Source organism: Gluconacetobacter sp. (assembly GCF_047721585.1).
GTDB classification, from domain to species: domain Bacteria; phylum Pseudomonadota; class Alphaproteobacteria; order Acetobacterales; family Acetobacteraceae; genus Gluconacetobacter; species Gluconacetobacter dulcium.
The window spans coordinates 1-17,131 of the sequence record NZ_JBDNXE010000093.1 but is presented as its reverse complement, the minus strand read 5'-3'; the positions used below and the strand labels follow the sequence as shown (position 1 = coordinate 17,131).

Genomic DNA, 17,131 nt, shown 5'->3' with positions numbered 1-17,131 from the left:
CATATAAACCATGTGATTTATATCACTTATTATTTTCTGGGTCATAAGATAGAACCTCACTAATCTCTCTCATAACCTGGCGCGTATCTCCTTTTATGATATATTGAACATTCAACATATCAGCAACTACTTGTACGTTACTCTCCTTATGAGCAGAGTAAAGAATTACCCTCTTGTGGCGATAGCCTCTGTTCCTAGCTTCTGACGCAACCATAAGGCCGGGGAACAGAGCATAGATTTGGCCTAGGGTCTGGGCCTTGTCCATATCTGAGCCAAAAATAGGTATGTTTAAGTCAATAATTAACGCTCGATATTCCTCACCGGAAATAGCTTCCAAAGCCGTCCTAACATCCCTTGCGAACTCGATCTCGTATCCATCGTCTTGTAAGTTTTCTGCCAGCCAGCGTATGTGGAAAGGCTCATCGTCTATCAAAAGAATTTTCATCATGACCTCTGGCGGAAACTTGCAGCCGATGCTCCTCTCGAGCCATTCGGTAGTCGTATTATAAACTCTATGTAATCCCGATTGTAACGACCCGCAGAAATTTTTCCGGAATGAGCTGTCTCGACAATCTCCTTGCAGATGTACAGCCCAAGACCTGTTCCAGATGCGAGGATGCGCTTCGCATTCTCCCCGCGCTCGCCAATCAGAAACATCTTGCTGAAATCTGTCTGAAGTATTTGGTATTTTGGTCTGCTTTTTATTGAAATAATAGCATCGGAAGTCCGTTCTTGGATGCTATTTGTTATCTCAATTGAGCTGTTGTCAGCGCTGTACTTAACTGCGTTGTCGATAATATTCATAAAAACCTGCCTGATAAGATCAGGATGGGCTTGCACACTGTTCTGTATGTCTCTTTCTTTGACTTGAAGATCAATCCCCCGGCTTTCCGCTTCCTCTTGATGGAACATGCAAGATTCAATAAGATTTTGGGGAAGAATTACCGTCTTTTTATCGGATTCCTTTAATTCACCGAACCCAATTGCAAGATAGGCCAGATTTCTGGTAAGTACTATGCAGTTTTCAATCTGAGCACGAATAGCATTGAGTCTCTGTTTTTGCCTAAACTCTTCTTTTATCTTGCCTTCGTAAAGGCGGTCTATCGTGCCAGCTATACCGTTCAATGGATTTATTAACTGATGGGCAAAATTTGCGACCAATGATAGGTCAAAATCATCAGTAAGCGGCGATCTGCGAGCCAATTTAGGTTCAAGCATATTGCATCTCCCCAATAATTAATTTGTCGCCACTCTGCGATAATTCTGAGCCGGCGATGAACGCTATTGCCTTGTTTGATGGTGTATTCATTACAATTTGTAATTCATTTCCGGTTAGAGATAACGATAGTTTATCGTCTGAAACGCTTACATGCAAAGGACGTTTTTCAATCACAAACGAAACCCACAGAATGGACAGCAATTCGCCTCGACCAAGTTGGCGCCGATCTGAAATACTGAAAATCTCAGTGAAATCACCCGTTGCTAGATCCTTTGGAAACGAGAAGAACGCACCGCTATTTTGTACTTGCGACACTCTCTCGGTCCAGCAGCGAGCTAACGCATTCGCGTATTCCAATGCTGTCGTTGTATCTCGACGGAAGTGAGATAACGAGTGTATAGTAGATATAATTTTCGCCATCTCAAGAGATACGCCAGAAAAGCTGAACGTATCAGCCCTGGCGCCTCCGAGACCATACTTCAAGATTAGTTCGTTTCTTATTTCAATGTGAGCTAATATATCGTGGCTACCCCAAAACCGCACTCGCGGCCGCTTATTTAGGGCGTTCCACGCTTTGATACGATCAATACTCGTAGGAGACGCGGATGATGTCGTCATTAGGAGTAGGTAATCAGCGTCGAGAGCCTCAGCATGAGCTATTTTTTCATGTATTGTTGGCCAATTTATCGCGGTGTTATACCTCTTGCATTCTATGAACCACTTCTCTTGATTAGAGAAAAATGTTGGGTCCACGGTAGTCCGCCAAGCTTCAATATCGCGGCCTCCATCCGCCCCTGGGGTGCGCCACGTTGGATTCTGAAAAGCCATCCCACGAATAATGTCGAAACATAGATTCTCGAAATTCGTGGGAGATAGTCCGTCCAAAGAAATTTGAGGCATGAAAACGGCTTCCAATATGGACAACGCCCTGACCTATGATCAGATAGGCAGAGCATAGCCGATCAAGCCTCTTACCGCTACCGAAGTTGACACCTGCTCGGTTTTCGGATTTGGCAGTACAGCAGCGAAGGGATACCAGGCCCTGTTAGATCTTGAAGATTGTCCCTATATATCGGGCATGACCGACAGCAATGCGACGCAGATTTTCACCGACGAAGCCTGGACGGTTTGGGAGCCGCTGATTGAAGCAGTGCGCCCGCGCGGCAAGACGCCGCCGAAAGACCTGCGACGGACGATTTCGGCGGTGTTCTGGCGTCATCAGAACGGTGCGAAATGGCGCAGCATCCCTGAAGCCTGACCGAAAATGCGGGCTGGTGAGCGAGAGCCGCCCGTCAGGGCCGCGCCCGGCATGTGTTTCCGAGCATCGGAGCGGAGCGGCCCTGATGGCCGTGAGCGCCGAAGCGCAGGAAACGCGCGTCGGATCGCCGCCGGCGCGCATTTTCGGTCAGGCTCTCAGGAGTTGGGGCCGTGGTGGCTTGCTGCGCAGTTGTTCATCCGCTGGGCCAAACGCGGTGTCTGGGAACGCCTGTTCGCCCTGGTGCAGGAACGTGGACAAGCCCTGGGCATGGTCTTTCTCGACGGCACCAACATTCGTGCCCATCACAAGGCGGCCGGAGCCCAAAAAAGGAAACGACAGCCGACAACGAGACCATCGTGAAGCACTTGGCCGCTCTCGCGGCGGCTATGGAACCAAGGTCTGCATAATCGCTGACGGGCGCGGCCGTGCTGTCACCTTCACTCTGGCTCCCGGTCAGGCACATGAACTGACGCTCGCACCCGCCATGCTCGGTCGTCTACCACGCGAACCATTGTGGATCATCGGCGACAAGGGATACGCCTCCAATGCCTTCTGGGAACATGTCTGGGCTATGGGAGCGCGACCAGCGATCCCGCCCAAGCGCCGGGACGCTGCCGTCGCCTGCCACAATGGGCTTATCGCAACCGGCATCTGGTGGAAAACTTTTGGGCTCGTCTGAAAGAATAGCGCGCCATCGCAACGCGATACGAAAAGACCGCAGCCTCATTCCTCGCTATCCTTCACCTCGCCGCAGCCGCAGATTGGATCAAGATCTAACAGGGCCTAATCCCAATTTTAATTCCAAAATGGTCGGGCTGTAGCCCACGAAAGACAGGCATTCGGGGTCTTTGTCCGGGTACTCTGGACGAACGGCAAGTTGCGACGATTGGCACCTCAAAGCTGACGTGCAGCTATCCCCCCAAAGCTGCCGCCCCCGCATGCTTTCCATCCCAGCTATATTCCCGGCGGGTGTGAACTCATCTGCCCTTACGAACACGCTTTCGCAACCTCACGCAACACAGCCCGCACATCTCCATCGCTCAGCCGCCGCAGCATATCGGCAATAGCCGCCACCTGCCCGTCATGATCCGGCAGAGGCGGCCCGAACACCTCCTCCATCGCCAGAAACGCTTCCGCCTGCGCCCGATGATCATCCCGCGCATCGGCGCAGATCTGCCGCAGCACATCCGCCCGCGGGTCCGTCAGGCCGATTTCCAGCGCTTCCTGTTCATGCAGCGCAAACCACCGGATCCAGCACGCAATCAGCAACACAGCCCCCGTCACCGGCCGACCGGCTTCCAGATTCTCCCGCATCGGCGCAATCACCCGCGCGGCCATCTTGGCCGAGCCATTACGCCCGATCCGTTCCACATCATGCGCGATGCCCGGATTGCAGAAGCGCGTCATCAGCCCGGCGGCATAGGAATCCAGATCCTCCTCCGACAACGCCACCCCGGCCGACTGCTCATGCCGCATGAAATGCGTGGCAATCGCCCCCAGCGCCGGATCGGTCGCCGCCTCGGCCACGGTCGGCAGGTCGGCCAGCCCCCCGGCATAGGCCAGGATCATGTGCGTGCCATTGAGCATCTGCAACTTCGCCCGCTCGAACACACCGACATCGCGCACGAAGCGCGTGCCCGGATGCGCCTCCCAGACCGGCCGCTCACCATCGAAAGCCTGGATGATCCACTGAAACCACGGCTCCGCCGAAACCGGGATCGTATCGTCCACGCCGCCGAGAAGCCGCCGTGCATCCTCAACATCCGCCTCCTGGAAAGGCGGCGTGATCCGATCGACCATCGTATTGGGAAAGACCACATGCGCGCCGATCCAGGCCGACAGCGCATCGTCGCCGCGCAGCGCGGCATAATCCATCACCACCTGCCGCAGCGTATCGCCATTCTCGGCCACGTTGTCGCAACTCAGCACCACAGGCGGCACGCCGCCCCGCTGCCGCACCAGATCGAGCCCCGCCACGAGGATACCGGGCGCGGTATGGGGGAACGGGCGCGACAGATCCTCGCGAATGGCGTCGGATTCCGGGTCCAGCCGCCCTTCGGCGGTGATGTGATAGCCACTGGCCGTCACGGTCAGCGTCACGATCCTGATGAGCGGATCGGCAATCCGGCCGATCAACGCCCCCGGATCGGCCCCGGCGAACACGGCTTCCGAGATCGCCGCCATCACGGAGGCCACCGTGCCATCGGGCTCGCGGGTCAGCAATGTGTAGCAATTATCCTGCTGCCGGAGTTGATCGGTCAGCGTCGGCCGCCGCATCGTCGCCGACACGATGCCCCAGCGCAGTCCGTCGTCTCCGGCATGATGGATCGCCGCCTGGGTTGCCGCGACCTGATGCGCGCGATGAAAACTCCCGCATCCCAGATGCAAAATCCCGCTTTTCAACAAGGCCGGATCGAAACGCGGCCTGTAGACGGCAGCGGGCAGACTGGACAACGCGGAACGGCTCAATCGCAAAACATCAACCTCCATCTTGATTGTTATCAATATCAATTAAACAGGAATTATAAGGAAATTTCAATGTTTTTCACACACAAAAACAGAATCGAATTTTTTCCATAAATTAACACAATATTTCATGACATAAAATCTCACACCAAAACACTCCACCGCGCCGCCGCCCCAAAGCGCCGGCCCCCGCAATGCCCGTCATCGCCCCCTCTCCAGCCAACGCGGGATTTTCTCGCCTTCGCGCCACGATCCCGTTAGGCTACGCACACCCCCACCCGTGGCGAGATGGCCATGCCGAACGCGACGTTGCCGGTCATCAGCAGTTTCACGGCGTCCGACGGCGCCTCCTTTCCGCCCGGCGCCTTCTGGCTGCCCGAGGAACAGGCGTTCAATTTCAGCCTCTTCTCACGCAACGCCACCGCCATCACCCTGCTGCTCTATCGCGCGGACGATCTCCTCACCCCGTGCCTGCGTGTGTGTTTTTGCCTGCCGCACAACAAGACGGGCGATATGTGGCACGTCCGCCTCCCCGCCGACCGGGTGGGCGACGCCTGTTATTACGGCTACTCCGTCGCCGGTCCGCACCGCCCGGAAGACGGGCTGCTGTTCGACGCCGAAAAACTGCTGCTCGACCCTTACGCACGCGGCGTCTTCTTCCCGCCCGGCTTCGACCGCGACGCCGCCTGCAAGCCGGGGCCGACCGCCGGGCGCGCGCCACTGGGCGTCCTGCCGGAACGCACGGCCACCACGCCCCCGCCCTCCCGGCGCCCCCGACGCCACGATCACGATCTCGTCATTTACGAACTGCATGTCCGCGCCTTCACCCGCGACCCCTCATCCGGCGTGGACCCGGCACAACGCGGCAGCTACGCCGCGCTGACGGCCCGCATCCCCTACCTCAAGGCGCTCGGGGTCACGGCGGTGGAACTGATGCCGATCTTCCAGCGCGATCCGCTCCACGGGACGTTCTGGGGCTACATGCCGCTCAATTTCTTCTCGCCCCACGCGGGCTACGCCTCCGATGGCACGGTCGCCACCTCCTGGCGCGAATTCCGCGCGATGGTCGCCGCCCTGCACGAAGCCGAAATCGAAGTCTTTCTCGACGTCGTCTACAACCATACGGGCGAGGACCATGCCGGCGGCCCCGTCTGGTCCTATCGTGGCATCGACAATCCCAGCTATTATACGCGCGCACCCGGCCTTCCGTTCCGCCCCACCAACCGCAGCGGCTGCGGCAACGACCTGGATGTGGCGGCGCCCATGGTGCGACAGCTCATTCTCTCCAGCGCCTGGTTCTGGATCGATGAGATAGGCATCGACGGCCTGCGCTTCGATCTCGCCTCGATGTTCTCGGTCGACGAGACCGGGCACATCAATCTCGCGGAACCGCCGATCATCACCGAACTCTCCACCGCCGCCCACATGCGCCAGACGCGGCTGATCGCCGAGCCCTGGGTCGGTGACGGCTCGCTGATGCAACTGGGCCGCGCCTTTCCCGGCCGGACCTGGCGGCAATGGAACGCCCGCTTCCGCGACGATATCCGCCGCTTCCTGCGCGGCGATGACGGCTGCGTGCCGGCCCTGATGACCCGCCTCTACGGCAGCACCGACCTGTTCCCCGACGACCGCGCCCACGCCGCCCGCCCCTATCAGAGCATCAACTACATCGCCATCCATGACGGGCTGACGCTGCGCGACCTGTTTTCCTACGACGATCCCGGCCAGATCGCCGCCAATTGCGGCCATCAGGGCATCGACGGCGCACCCGAGCCGGTGCAGGCGCTCCGCCGCCGCCAGACGCGCAACGCCTTCTGCCTGCTGATGCTGGCCAACGGCACGCCGATGTTCCAGGCCGGCGACGAATTCGGCCACAGCCGGGGCGGCGACCCCAACCCGTACGACCGCGATGACGAAACCAACTGGCTCGACTGGCGCCTGACGGAAAACGAAAGCGCGCTCCTGCGTTTCGTCAGGATGCTGATCGCCTTTCGCGCCGCCCACCCCTCCATCGCACGCAGCGTCGGCTGGCGCGACGACGTTTCATGGCACGGCGTCGACGGCGGCGAACCGGACCTGCGCCCCGTCTCGCGCAGCCTGGCTTTCTTCCTGCGGGGCGCCGCGATGGCGGATGACGATCTGTATGTCTTCATCAACGGCTGGGACGACACGCTGCATTTCGCCCTGCCCGAGGTGGCGCGTGGCGGCCCCACCCCATGGCGCAGCCTCGTCGATACCGCCGCCGCCCCACCCGCCGACATCCTCACCGCCGAAACGGCAACGCCGGTGAGCGACATGGCGCGCCTGCCCGCCCAGGCCCGGTCGATCCGCGTCCTGCTGCGCACGAGGCCAGACGCGACAATCCGATAACATACACAAGGGAGACGACGTGACATGGCGCCAGAGAATCCCACGCTGACCGCGCGCGCGGCAGAACGCGCATTACACGGCTTCGCACTGGATCTGCGCTGGACCTGGAACCACGCGACCGATCCGCTCTGGCGCCAGATCAATCCCGAATGCTGGGAACACACCCAGAACCCCTGGACGACGCTCAACAACGCCTCGCGCGCCCACCTCAATGCGCTGCTGAACAAGCCCGCCTTCCGCCGCGAAGTCGGCCACGCCATGGCCGCCCAGGCCGAGGGGCTGCGCCACCCCACCTGGTTCGCGCAGAAACACGATGCCTCCGCCCTATCCTGCATCGCCTATTTCAGCATGGAATACATGCTCAGCGAGGCCCTGCCGATCTATTCGGGCGGGCTGGGCAACGTGGCGGGCGACCAGCTCAAGGCCGCCAGCGACCTCGGCGTGCCGGTGGTCGCGGTCGGCCTGCTGTTCGCCCAGGGCTATTTCCGCCAGGAACTGACGCCGGACGGCCAGCAGCACGCGCTCTACCCGTTCAACGACCCGTCCCTGCTGCCGATCAGCCCGGTGCTGACGAAGGAAGGCGACGTGCTGCGCATCCCGATCCGTTTCGCCAGGGGCCATGTGTGGATTCGCGCCTGGAAGGCGACCGTCGGCCGCGCGACGCTCTACCTGCTGGATACCAACGACCCGGCCAACCCGCCCGGCGTACGCTGCGTCACCACCCAGCTATACGGCGGCGACGCCGACCTGCGCCTGCGCCAGGAAATCACGCTGGGCATCGCCGGCTGGCGCCTGCTCGATACGCTCGGCTACCAGCCCGATGTCTGCCACCTCAACGAAGGCCACGCCGCCTTCGCGGCGGTGGAGCGCGCATGCGGCCTGATGGACCGGCTGCACGTCCCCTTCCGCGAGGCACTGACCATCGCGCGGGCCGGCACCCTGTTCACCACCCACACCGCCGTCCCCGCCGGCTTCGACCGGTTTCCGCCCGACCTGGTCCGCACCTACCTCGCGGACTACACCGCCAACCGGCTCGGCATCCCGATGGAAAGCCTGCTGGCCCTCGGCCGCGCCAATCCGAACGATCAAGGCGAGCCCTTCAACATGGCATGGCTGGCCATCCGCGCCAGCGGCGCGGTCAACGGCGTCTCGCGCCTGCACGGCACCGTCAGCCGCCGCCTGTTCGCGCCGCTTTTTCCCCGCTGGCCGGAATGCGAAGTCCCGGTCGGCCACGTCACCAACGGCGTGCACACGCCAAGCTGGGATTCGGTCGAGGCCGACACGCTCTGGACCGAAGCCGCCGGCCCCGAACGCTGGCGCGGCACGCAGGAGGGCGTGGCCGACCGCATCCGCGCGCTCGACGACCGCACGCTGTGGTCCGCCCGCTGCCAGGCCCGCGCGGGCTTCGTCCGCAAGATCACCGACCTCTGCGCCCAGCAGCAGGGCTATACGGGCAACGGCGGCCCCTCGGACCTGCCGGTCCCGACCCTGAGCCCCGACGTGCTGACGCTCGGCTTCGCCCGCCGTTTCGCGACCTACAAGCGGCCGGACCTGCTGCTGCACGACCCCGACCGCCTCGCGCGCCTGCTCTCGCACCACGAACGGCCCATGCAACTGGTGCTGGCCGGCAAGGCCCACCCCGCCGACATGGCGGGGCAGGCCCTGATCACGCGCTGGATCGCGTTCTCGCACCGGCCGGATGTCCGGGGCCGCGTCATCTTCATGGCCGATTACGACATGGCGCTGGGCCAGGTCCTGGTCCAGGGCGTCGATCTCTGGATCAACACCCCCCGCCGCCCGTGGGAGGCCAGCGGCACCAGCGGCATGAAGGTGCTGGTCAATGGCGGGCTGAACCTGTCGGAACTGGACGGCTGGTGGGCCGAGGCCTACGCGCCGGAAGTCGGCTGGGCACTGGGCGACGGCCGCGAACATGGCGACGACCCGGCGGTGGACGCCGCCGAGGCCGAAGCCCTGTACACCCTGCTCGAAACCGAAATCGCCCCGGCCTTCTACGCCCGCGACCCCCAGGGCATTCCCGCGTCGTGGGTGGCGCGGATGCGCGAGAGCATGGCGCGCCTGACGCCGCTTTTCTCCGCCAACCGCGTGGTGCGCGACTATACCGAACGTTTTTACCTGCCGGCGGCAACCCGCTACCACGCCCGGCTGGCCGATGGCGGCCGCGCGGCGCGCGAGATCGTGCAATGGCAGGACCTGCTCAATACATCCTGGCCCGATCTGCATATTGACGCGGTAACGATCTCGCAGCCCGACGGGCAATACCATGTCACCGTGGCGCTGGCGCTCGGGCCTGTTCCCGCCGACGCGGTCCAGGTGCAGTTCTACGCCGATCCCGTCGATGGCGGCCCGGCCGCCATAACGATCATCCCCCCAAGCGGCTGCCGCGACGCCGACGGCCTGACCCATTACGCGCTCACGACCAGACTGGACCGACCGGTAACGGATTACACCGTCCGCGTCGTCCCCACCCATGCCGGCATGGCGATCCCTCTGGAAAGCCCGCATATCGCCTGGCAGCGTTAAGAATAACCCATCAAACGTGAAAAGAATGTAAATCACCGACAGGGATGCAGAAAGGCTTACGTTTCAAAGGCGATACGGCATAGATAAACAAGGCGCAGACAGCCTCGCCATGCCGGAACGCAACGGGAGACTCAACAAAAGTGCGACCCGACATCCCCCCGTTTCCGGCCGTGCGCCATGTTCCCCATGTGCCACCCAGCCCCACGCCCTCAGAGCCTGACCGAAAATGCGCGCGGGTGGCGTGTCCTCCGCGCGTGTCCTGCGCTTCGATGCCCACGGCCATCAAGGCCGCTCCGCTCCGATGCTCGGAAACACACGCCGGACGCGGCCCTGACGGGCCACTCCCGCTCACCAGACCGCATTTTCGGTCAGGCTCTCACAGGTCCGACGACACGACGATCGGCGCGTACTCGGCTCTCGACCACCGCGCGCCGAGGGCATATGCTGTTGCCACTTTGGTTACCTTTGCCTCGTAAGAAAGACCAGACAAGACGAGAATGGTTGCTGTGAACCTTCCCTGACCGCACTTCAGACCGCGCACGGCGCCACGTCTCAACAATCGATATAAGGGTACTCGTGGGAATCAATCAGCCTGTCCTCCCGCCCGTCACGGCGGAAGCCATGATGCGGGTGAAGACCTTCTGATGTTCAAAGGTGCATTGGCGATCCTGCTGTCAATGCTGATCTCGTCACTGGGCGTGTCGGCCCATGCCGCGCCGGTGGATCTTCATGCTTCCATCTGCCTGGACGGCGCGGCGGGCATGGTGGAGCAGATCGGCCATTCGGCTTACAGTATCCGGGGCTGCGGCATGCCGCCCCGCACCGACGGCTGGGTCTGGCTGCGTCTCTCCGACCCGTCGGTGCTGAAAGACCTCCCCTCGGGCTGGTCCCTGCTCCTCGACGAAAATCGTTTCGACCGCATCACAGTCGCCGCGACCAACGGCGACGGCAGCATCCAGAATTACAGCTATTCCGACGGCCATGTCGGCAATGACTGGGCGCCTGGCGGCCTGCTGCGTTTCCCCTTCGATTCGCCCGGCGTGGAAATCTCGAGCCTGTCGATCGGCTTTCATCATCTCGACGGCGCCCACTTCATCCGGAAAATCGAAGCCCGCACCCCCGATGACGAAGCGGCGCGGAGCACAGCGTGGCTGATCCTGATCGGGATCATGATCGGCGCCCTGGTTTCCGCGATGGTCTATAATCTGGCCATCTATGACGGGCGGCGCGACCGCTTCCAGCTCTGGTATGCCGCGTGGACCGTCCTGGCGCTGGGCTACTGCCTCTCCTGGACCAATTTTCTCGGCATTTTCGACGACCGCCTGACCGGCCCGCTGGCCGTCCGGCTCAGCGACTGTTTCCTGGGCGCGATGATCGCCGCCGGAACCATGCTCCTGCTCACGCTTATCGAGGCCGACGCGCGCCACCGGCGCCTGCTGTGGACAGGCTATGTCCTGACCGTGCTTTCCGCCGCCGCCGGCTTCATCGCGGCGGCCGACATGCTGTTTCCGCCGATCTGGACCGATCACCTGTTCAATGGCGTGCTGATTCTGGACGTGCTGTGGATCGCCGCGACGATTACGGTCGCCATCCGCAGGCAAAGCCGGATCATCTGGTTCTTCCTCCTGGGCTGGCTGCCCGTCATCTCGGTCTTCGCCCTGCGGCTGGCCCGCAATATAGGGCTCCTGCCCCAGAGCGACGCGATCGACATGACAACCTTCGCCTGCATCGCCTTCGAATCCGTCGCCCTCTCGGTCACGGTCGCCTACCGCCTGCGCGATATCGGGCGCGCGCGCGACCAGGCGGCCCGCGCGATGGCTGTCATGCAGACCGAGGCCGAAACGCTGCGCCGCGCGGCAATGACCGACCACCTGACCCAACTGGGCAATCGCGCCGCTTTCCAGACGGCTCTCGAACAGGCCGCGCCACTCTCCACCCTGCTGCTGATCGACGTGGACCATCTCAAGTCGGTCAACGATTCCTACGGGCAGGAACCGGGTGACAATCTGTTGCGTCACATGGCCGCCCGTCTCGGCCAGATCGTTCCCGACGACACCATCGTCGCGCGGCTGGGCGGCGACGAATTCGGCATCATCGTGCCCAGGCCCCTTGCCCAGACGCTGCTCGAACGGCTCGATGCCCTCCAGGGCGAGCCCTGGTCGCAGTCCGGGCGTACGCTGTCGCTCTGGTTCAGCGTGGGGCAGACCGACTGTAGCGGCTCCGCCGTCTCCGCCATGCACCGGGCCGACCGGGCGCTGTACTGGGCCAAACAGCGCGGCGGCGGCCGCCGGCAGCCCTATACGCTGGCATTCGACCGCGCCGACTCCCTGGCCGCGCGCCTGCTGACCGACGCGCCCCATGCCCTCGCGGCCGGCGAATTCGTGCTGTACTACCAGCCCCTGGTCGATCTCAAGACGGGCCTGCAACGCGGCAGCGAGGCCCTGCTGCGCTGGAACCACCCCGAACTCGGCCTGCTGACGCCGCCGGATTTCCAGATCCTGCTGACGGACGAAACAATCGGCCCGCGCCTGCAGGACGAGGTGATTTCCATCGCCCTGGACGCACTGGCCCATATCGGCGACGGGCTGGCCTACATCGCGGTCAATTTCACCGGCGTGCATCTGCTCGGCGCGGCGGCAGGGCGGCACATCCTCAACCGCCTGCAAGAAGCCGGGGTCCCGCCCCACCGGCTCTGCGTCGAAGTCACCGAAGGCATCGCCCTGGACCATGCGTCCGAAGAGATCGCCGAGGCCCTGCAGGTGCTGCACACGGCCGGCAGCCGCACCGCGTTCGACGATTTCGGCACGGGCTACGCCTCCCTGGTGCATCTGCTGCGCTTCCCGGTCGATATCATCAAGATCGACCGCTCCTTCATCCACCAACTCACGATGCCGGCCCGCAACGCGCATGAAATCGTCCGCTCGATCATCTCGCTGGGCAAGGCGCTGAACAAGCAGGTCGTCGCCGAAGGAATCGAGACGGAAGCCCAGGCCGCCATCCTGCGCGAACTGGGCTGCGATTACGGACAGGGCTATCTTTTCGCCCGCCCCGGCCCGCTCCTCCAGCCGCCGATCTACTGGCCGGTGCTCGACGAAAGACACGGATAGCGGCCGTGTCCTTTCAATCCGCAAAGACAAGCCCGCTCCATGCCCCGACCGGCTGGGCGGCCCTGTTCTCGGGCGGCAACGCCGCGCGCTCCATCACGCTGTCCGCCGGCGTCGTCCTGCATGCCATCAATCTGTATATGGCCATGACCGTGCTGCCCTCGGCGGTGCGCGATATCGGCGGCATGCGTTATTATACGTGGAACACATCGCTTTTCGTCGCCGCCTCGATCGTCGGCTCGTCGCTGTCGGCGCGCGCGCTCGGCCGCTTCGGCCCACGCACCGCCTACGGCATCGCCACCGCGATCTTCGCCACCGGCGCCGTGCTCTGCGCCACCGCCCCGGCCATGCCGGTCATGCTGGCCGGCCGCGTGATGCAGGGGATCGGCTCGGGCCTGCTGGTCTCGATGGCCTATGCCGTCATCCGGCTGGTCTTCCCGCCCGACCTGTGGCCACGGGCGATGAGCATGCTGTCCTCGATGTGGGGCGTCGCCACGCTGATCGGCCCCGCCATCGGCGGCCTGTTCGCCGGCCTCGGCGCCTGGCGCATGGCTTTCTGGACGCTCGCGGCCCTCTGCATCCCGTTCGTCCTGCTGGCCATCAGCGTGCTGCCCCGCACGACCGGCACCCAGCCCGCCGGCCGCCCCGGCGTCGCGTGGGCGCAGATCGCGCTGATGGTCGGTTCCGTCCTGTGCCTGTCGGTGGCCGGTGCCAGCCCGCATGTCTGGGCCAATCTGGCCGGATGCCTCGTCGTGCTCGGCCTGTTCGCCGGCCTCGCCCATCTCGACCGTCACCACCGCACGCGCCTGCTGCCCGCCGGCGCACTCACCTGGGGCTCCGCCCTCGCCCCCCTCTACGCTTTGATGGGCTGCCTGGCCCTGACTGTGGAAGTCATCGAGATCTTCGCGCCACTCTTCCTGCAAGACCTCCACCACCAATCCCCGCTCACCGCCGGCTATCTCTCGGTGCTGATGGCCGCCGGCTGGTCCACCGGCGCCATCCTCAACGCCGGCGCCCCGCCGCCCCGCGTGGCGCGCGCCCTCGTCGCCGCCCCCGCGCTGGGCCTGGCCGGCATCCTCTTCCTGGCGTTCTACCTGTCCACACCCTCCAATGGCGCATGGCCGGCGATGCTGCCCGTCTGCCTGGCCTTCCTGGCCGTCGGGCTCGGGGTCGGGGCAGCCTGGCCACACCTGCTCACCCGCGTGCTCATGGTCGCCCAGCCCGCCGACCGCGATCTCGCGTCGGCCTCGCTGACCACGGTGCAACTCTACACGACGGCCCTGGCCGGCGCCTGGGCGGGCATGATCGCAAACATCGCCGGCCTGGCGGACGGCAACGTGGCCGGCATCGAACAGGCCACGTTCTGGGTCTTCGCGCTGTTTGCTCTCATCCCGGCCAGCGGCATCGTGGTGGCGCAATGCATCGCCCGCGCGACCAGAGCGCGCTAAACGCCCTCACTTCCACCGCTCACACCGCGCCCCCCTCTCCGAAGGCTTCCGAACGGCCTGTAGCCGTCGCACGCCCACAAACACGTCCGATATAAGGCGCGCGTCATCCCGTTTGACAAACTCTGCAATGATTGTGGCTTTTCGGCAACGTCTTCAAACCTTCATGGGCCATCCGTCTCCTCATTCCGCTAAGAGCGCCGCGTCAATTCGCCCTGATCGGAAGAGACCGGAATGCAGCCAACATTCTTATCCAGACATCTGAAAAAAGCCGTTCCCTCCGCCGCGTCGCGCCGCCGCACCCTGCTGGCCACGACCTTGCTGGCCATGAGCGTGGCCTCGGCTCACGCGGCATCGACCGATACGACCACGCAGGGCTCGACGCCGCGTCGAAACGCGGTGCAAAAGGCCCCGGCACCGACGACAGCCCCGGCTCCGGCAACCGAGCAGATCATCTCCACAGCACACCGCACCCGCTCCGAACAGAGCGTGAGTCATGTGCAGATGCAGCGTATGCTGCCGGGCATGAGCCCGGTGAAGGCCCTGGAAATCCTTCCCGGCGTGGTGTTCGAAAACGCCGATCCCTGGGGCAATAACGAACAGAATTCATCGCTGTTCATCCACGGCTTCAACCAGAACCAGCTCGGCTTCACGCTCGACGGCATGCCGCTGGGCGACCAGTCCTACGGCAATTACAACGGCCTGACGCCCCAGCGCGCGGCCATCAGCGAGATCATGGGCGGTGCGTCGGTCTCCACGGGCGCCGGCGCGCTGGGCACGGCCTCGACCAGCAACCTGGGCGGCACGCTGGAATTCCAGACGCAGGACCCGATGCACCGGGCCGGCGGCCAGTTGAACCAGACATTCGGCAGCTGGTCCACGTTCCGCACCTTCGCGCGCATCGACACCGGCGATTTCGGCAACGGCAATTCGGCCTATGTCGCCTGGGTCCGCCAGGACGCCCGCGCGTGGGATTTCGCAGGCCACCAGGGCGGCAACCAGGTCAACGCCAAGTTCGTCCACGAGGACGACAACAACAAGATCACCACCTTCTTCGACTGGTCGGACAAGGTCGAGCCGAACGAAGACAGCATCTACGACCCCCAATACACCACACTTTACAAAAAACCCTTTATCTACCCCAATCTTAACGAAGCCTTGAAATACTACAACTCCTCCGAATACAAGGACGCCGGCCTGAATTACCGGAACTACTATTCCGCGGCCCAGCGCGAGGATTTTCTGGCCTACACCAAATGGACGCATGATTTTTCAAGAAATCTGCACTGGGACAACCAGATCTACTACCACCATGACGGTGGCGAAGGTGTCGTGGCAGGCCCGATCTCGGCGGCCGGCCTGCCTACCCTCTTCCGCGCGTATTACCCCACTTATTCGGCCTCGCAGCTTTCCGGCGTCTTCGGCGGCAGCGGCATGGCCACCCGCACGACCGAATACTGGGACAATCGCGGCGGCCTGATCTCCACCCTGCGCTACAAGCTGGGCAACCACCATATCGAGCTGGGCGGCTGGTACGAGCGCAACAACAACACCCAGGCCCGCCGCTGGTATCCGTTCTCGGCCTCCAACCCGACCACCCCCTACGACCGGCAGCAGAACCCGCTGATCCATCAGTACACCAACTATTTCTACACCAATACCTGGACCACACACCTTCAGGACACCTGGCAGGTGTCGAAGACTTTCTCGCTGAACGCCGGCTTCAAGTCCGAACTGGTCTACACGAACGGCACCCTGCCGGTCGCGAGCAAGACCGGCTCGACCGTTCCGGGCGGCACCATCGCGGCGGTCAAGCCGTTCCTGCCCGCCTTCGGCGCATTGTGGAACATCACGCCGCACGAACAATGGTTCGCGAACATCCAGGAAAACATGCGGGCTTTCCAGGCCGAAGGCACCGGCAACGCCACCCCCTGGGGCGTCACCACGCAGGAGGCGTTCGACCATTTCCGCGACCACGGCCACCCCGAAACGTCATGGACCTACGAAACCGGCCTGCGCACCAACCGCGACATCGCGTTCGGCCCGCTGACGCATATCAGCGGCCAGCTCGAATATTATCACGTCCATTTCTCGAACCGCCTGCTGTCGGTCGCTTCCGCGCCCAACCTGTCCTGGATCGTCGGCAGCGCCAACATCCTGACCAATGTGGGCTCGGTCTCGACCGACGGCATGGATTTCTCCTTCACCACGCAGTTCGGCCGCCATTTCTCGTTCTATAACGCGCTGTCCTATAACAAGTCGGTTTATAACGACAATTATTCGACCGGTTCGTCGATCGTGCCGACCGCCGGCAAGAATGTCGCGGGCGTGCCGAACTGGACCGAAAAATTCGTGGCCTCGACCAATTGGGGCGCGTTCAACGCCCAGTTCATCGGCGATGTCATCGGCAAGCGTTACACCACCTACACCAACGACCAGCATGTCGGCGGCTACGCCCTGTTCAGCCTGAACGCGGGCTACACCATCCACGGCATTCCCCATGTGCGCGGCCTGAAAATCCAGGGCAACATCACCAACCTGACCAATACGAAAGGCTGGTCGACCCTCAGCATCGGCAACGCCTCGACCACCTACTCGGCCTTCCCGATCGCCCCGCGCATGTATTTCCTGACCGTGGGCGCCGAATTCTAAAGCGCCCCAAACACGAACGGCCGCCCCACAGGGGCGGCCGTCCAGACCGCCAGACCGATCTCGGCCGATAACGCCG

Annotated in this window: 9 protein-coding genes and 2 pseudogenes; 7 read left to right on the top strand and 4 right to left on the bottom strand. The window is 62.8% G+C overall.

Annotated elements, in window-relative coordinates:
• Positions 1-22 precede the first annotated feature (22 nt).
• The 3 genes from ABF821_RS15115 to ABF821_RS15105 are packed head-to-tail and all read right to left on the bottom strand — an operon-like array spanning position 23 to position 2,119.
• Complete coding sequence (locus tag ABF821_RS15115; protein WP_415530596.1) at positions 23-448, bottom strand: response regulator; 426 nt, start codon at positions 446-448, stop codon at positions 23-25.
• Complete coding sequence (locus ABF821_RS15110) at positions 445-1,218, bottom strand: sensor histidine kinase (protein ID WP_415530595.1); 774 nt, start codon at positions 1,216-1,218, stop codon at positions 445-447. The genes ABF821_RS15115 and ABF821_RS15110 overlap by 4 nt, the downstream gene beginning before the upstream one ends.
• Positions 1,211-2,119: a restriction endonuclease gene (locus ABF821_RS15105; protein ID WP_415530594.1), complete on the bottom strand. Its 909-nt coding sequence runs from the start codon at positions 2,117-2,119 to the stop codon at positions 1,211-1,213. The genes ABF821_RS15110 and ABF821_RS15105 overlap by 8 nt, the downstream gene beginning before the upstream one ends.
• A gap of 178 nt (positions 2,120-2,297) precedes the next feature.
• Between ABF821_RS15105 and ABF821_RS15100 the strand changes: the two are divergent.
• Positions 2,298-2,471: pseudogene (locus ABF821_RS15100) on the top strand (transposase); the annotation flags it as partial.
• A gap of 165 nt (positions 2,472-2,636) precedes the next feature.
• Positions 2,637-3,254: pseudogene (locus ABF821_RS15095) on the top strand (IS5 family transposase); the annotation flags it as partial.
• 210 nt (positions 3,255-3,464) lie between these two features.
• Here the strand turns inward: ABF821_RS15095 and ABF821_RS15090 are convergent.
• Positions 3,465-4,931, bottom strand: coding sequence for a mannitol dehydrogenase family protein (locus ABF821_RS15090; RefSeq protein WP_415530592.1), 1,467 nt, complete (start codon positions 4,929-4,931; stop codon positions 3,465-3,467).
• Between the two features lie 306 nt (positions 4,932-5,237).
• Here ABF821_RS15090 and ABF821_RS15085 point away from each other — a divergent pair, with 306 nt between their 5' ends.
• From ABF821_RS15085 to ABF821_RS15065, 5 genes are all read left to right on the top strand, one after another.
• Positions 5,238-7,313, top strand: coding sequence for a glycogen debranching protein (locus tag ABF821_RS15085; RefSeq protein WP_415530590.1), 2,076 nt, complete (start codon positions 5,238-5,240; stop codon positions 7,311-7,313).
• Positions 7,314-7,337: 24 nt separating this feature from the next.
• A complete protein-coding gene (gene glgP, locus ABF821_RS15080; protein ID WP_415530589.1) occupies positions 7,338-9,854 on the top strand; it encodes an alpha-glucan family phosphorylase in 2,517 nt (838 codons plus the stop codon).
• A 644-nt stretch (positions 9,855-10,498) separates the two neighbouring features.
• Positions 10,499-12,961 carry a putative bifunctional diguanylate cyclase/phosphodiesterase gene (locus tag ABF821_RS15075; protein WP_415530588.1) on the top strand — a complete coding sequence of 821 codons (2,463 nt, stop codon included), beginning with the start codon at positions 10,499-10,501 and terminating at the stop codon, positions 12,959-12,961.
• A gap of 5 nt (positions 12,962-12,966) precedes the next feature.
• Positions 12,967-14,406, top strand: coding sequence for an MFS transporter (locus tag ABF821_RS15070; protein WP_415530587.1), 1,440 nt, complete (start codon positions 12,967-12,969; stop codon positions 14,404-14,406).
• Positions 14,407-14,730: 324 nt separating this feature from the next.
• Positions 14,731-17,055: a TonB-dependent receptor gene (locus ABF821_RS15065; protein WP_415530598.1), complete on the top strand. Its 2,325-nt coding sequence runs from the start codon at positions 14,731-14,733 to the stop codon at positions 17,053-17,055.
• Positions 17,056-17,131 lie beyond the last annotated feature (76 nt).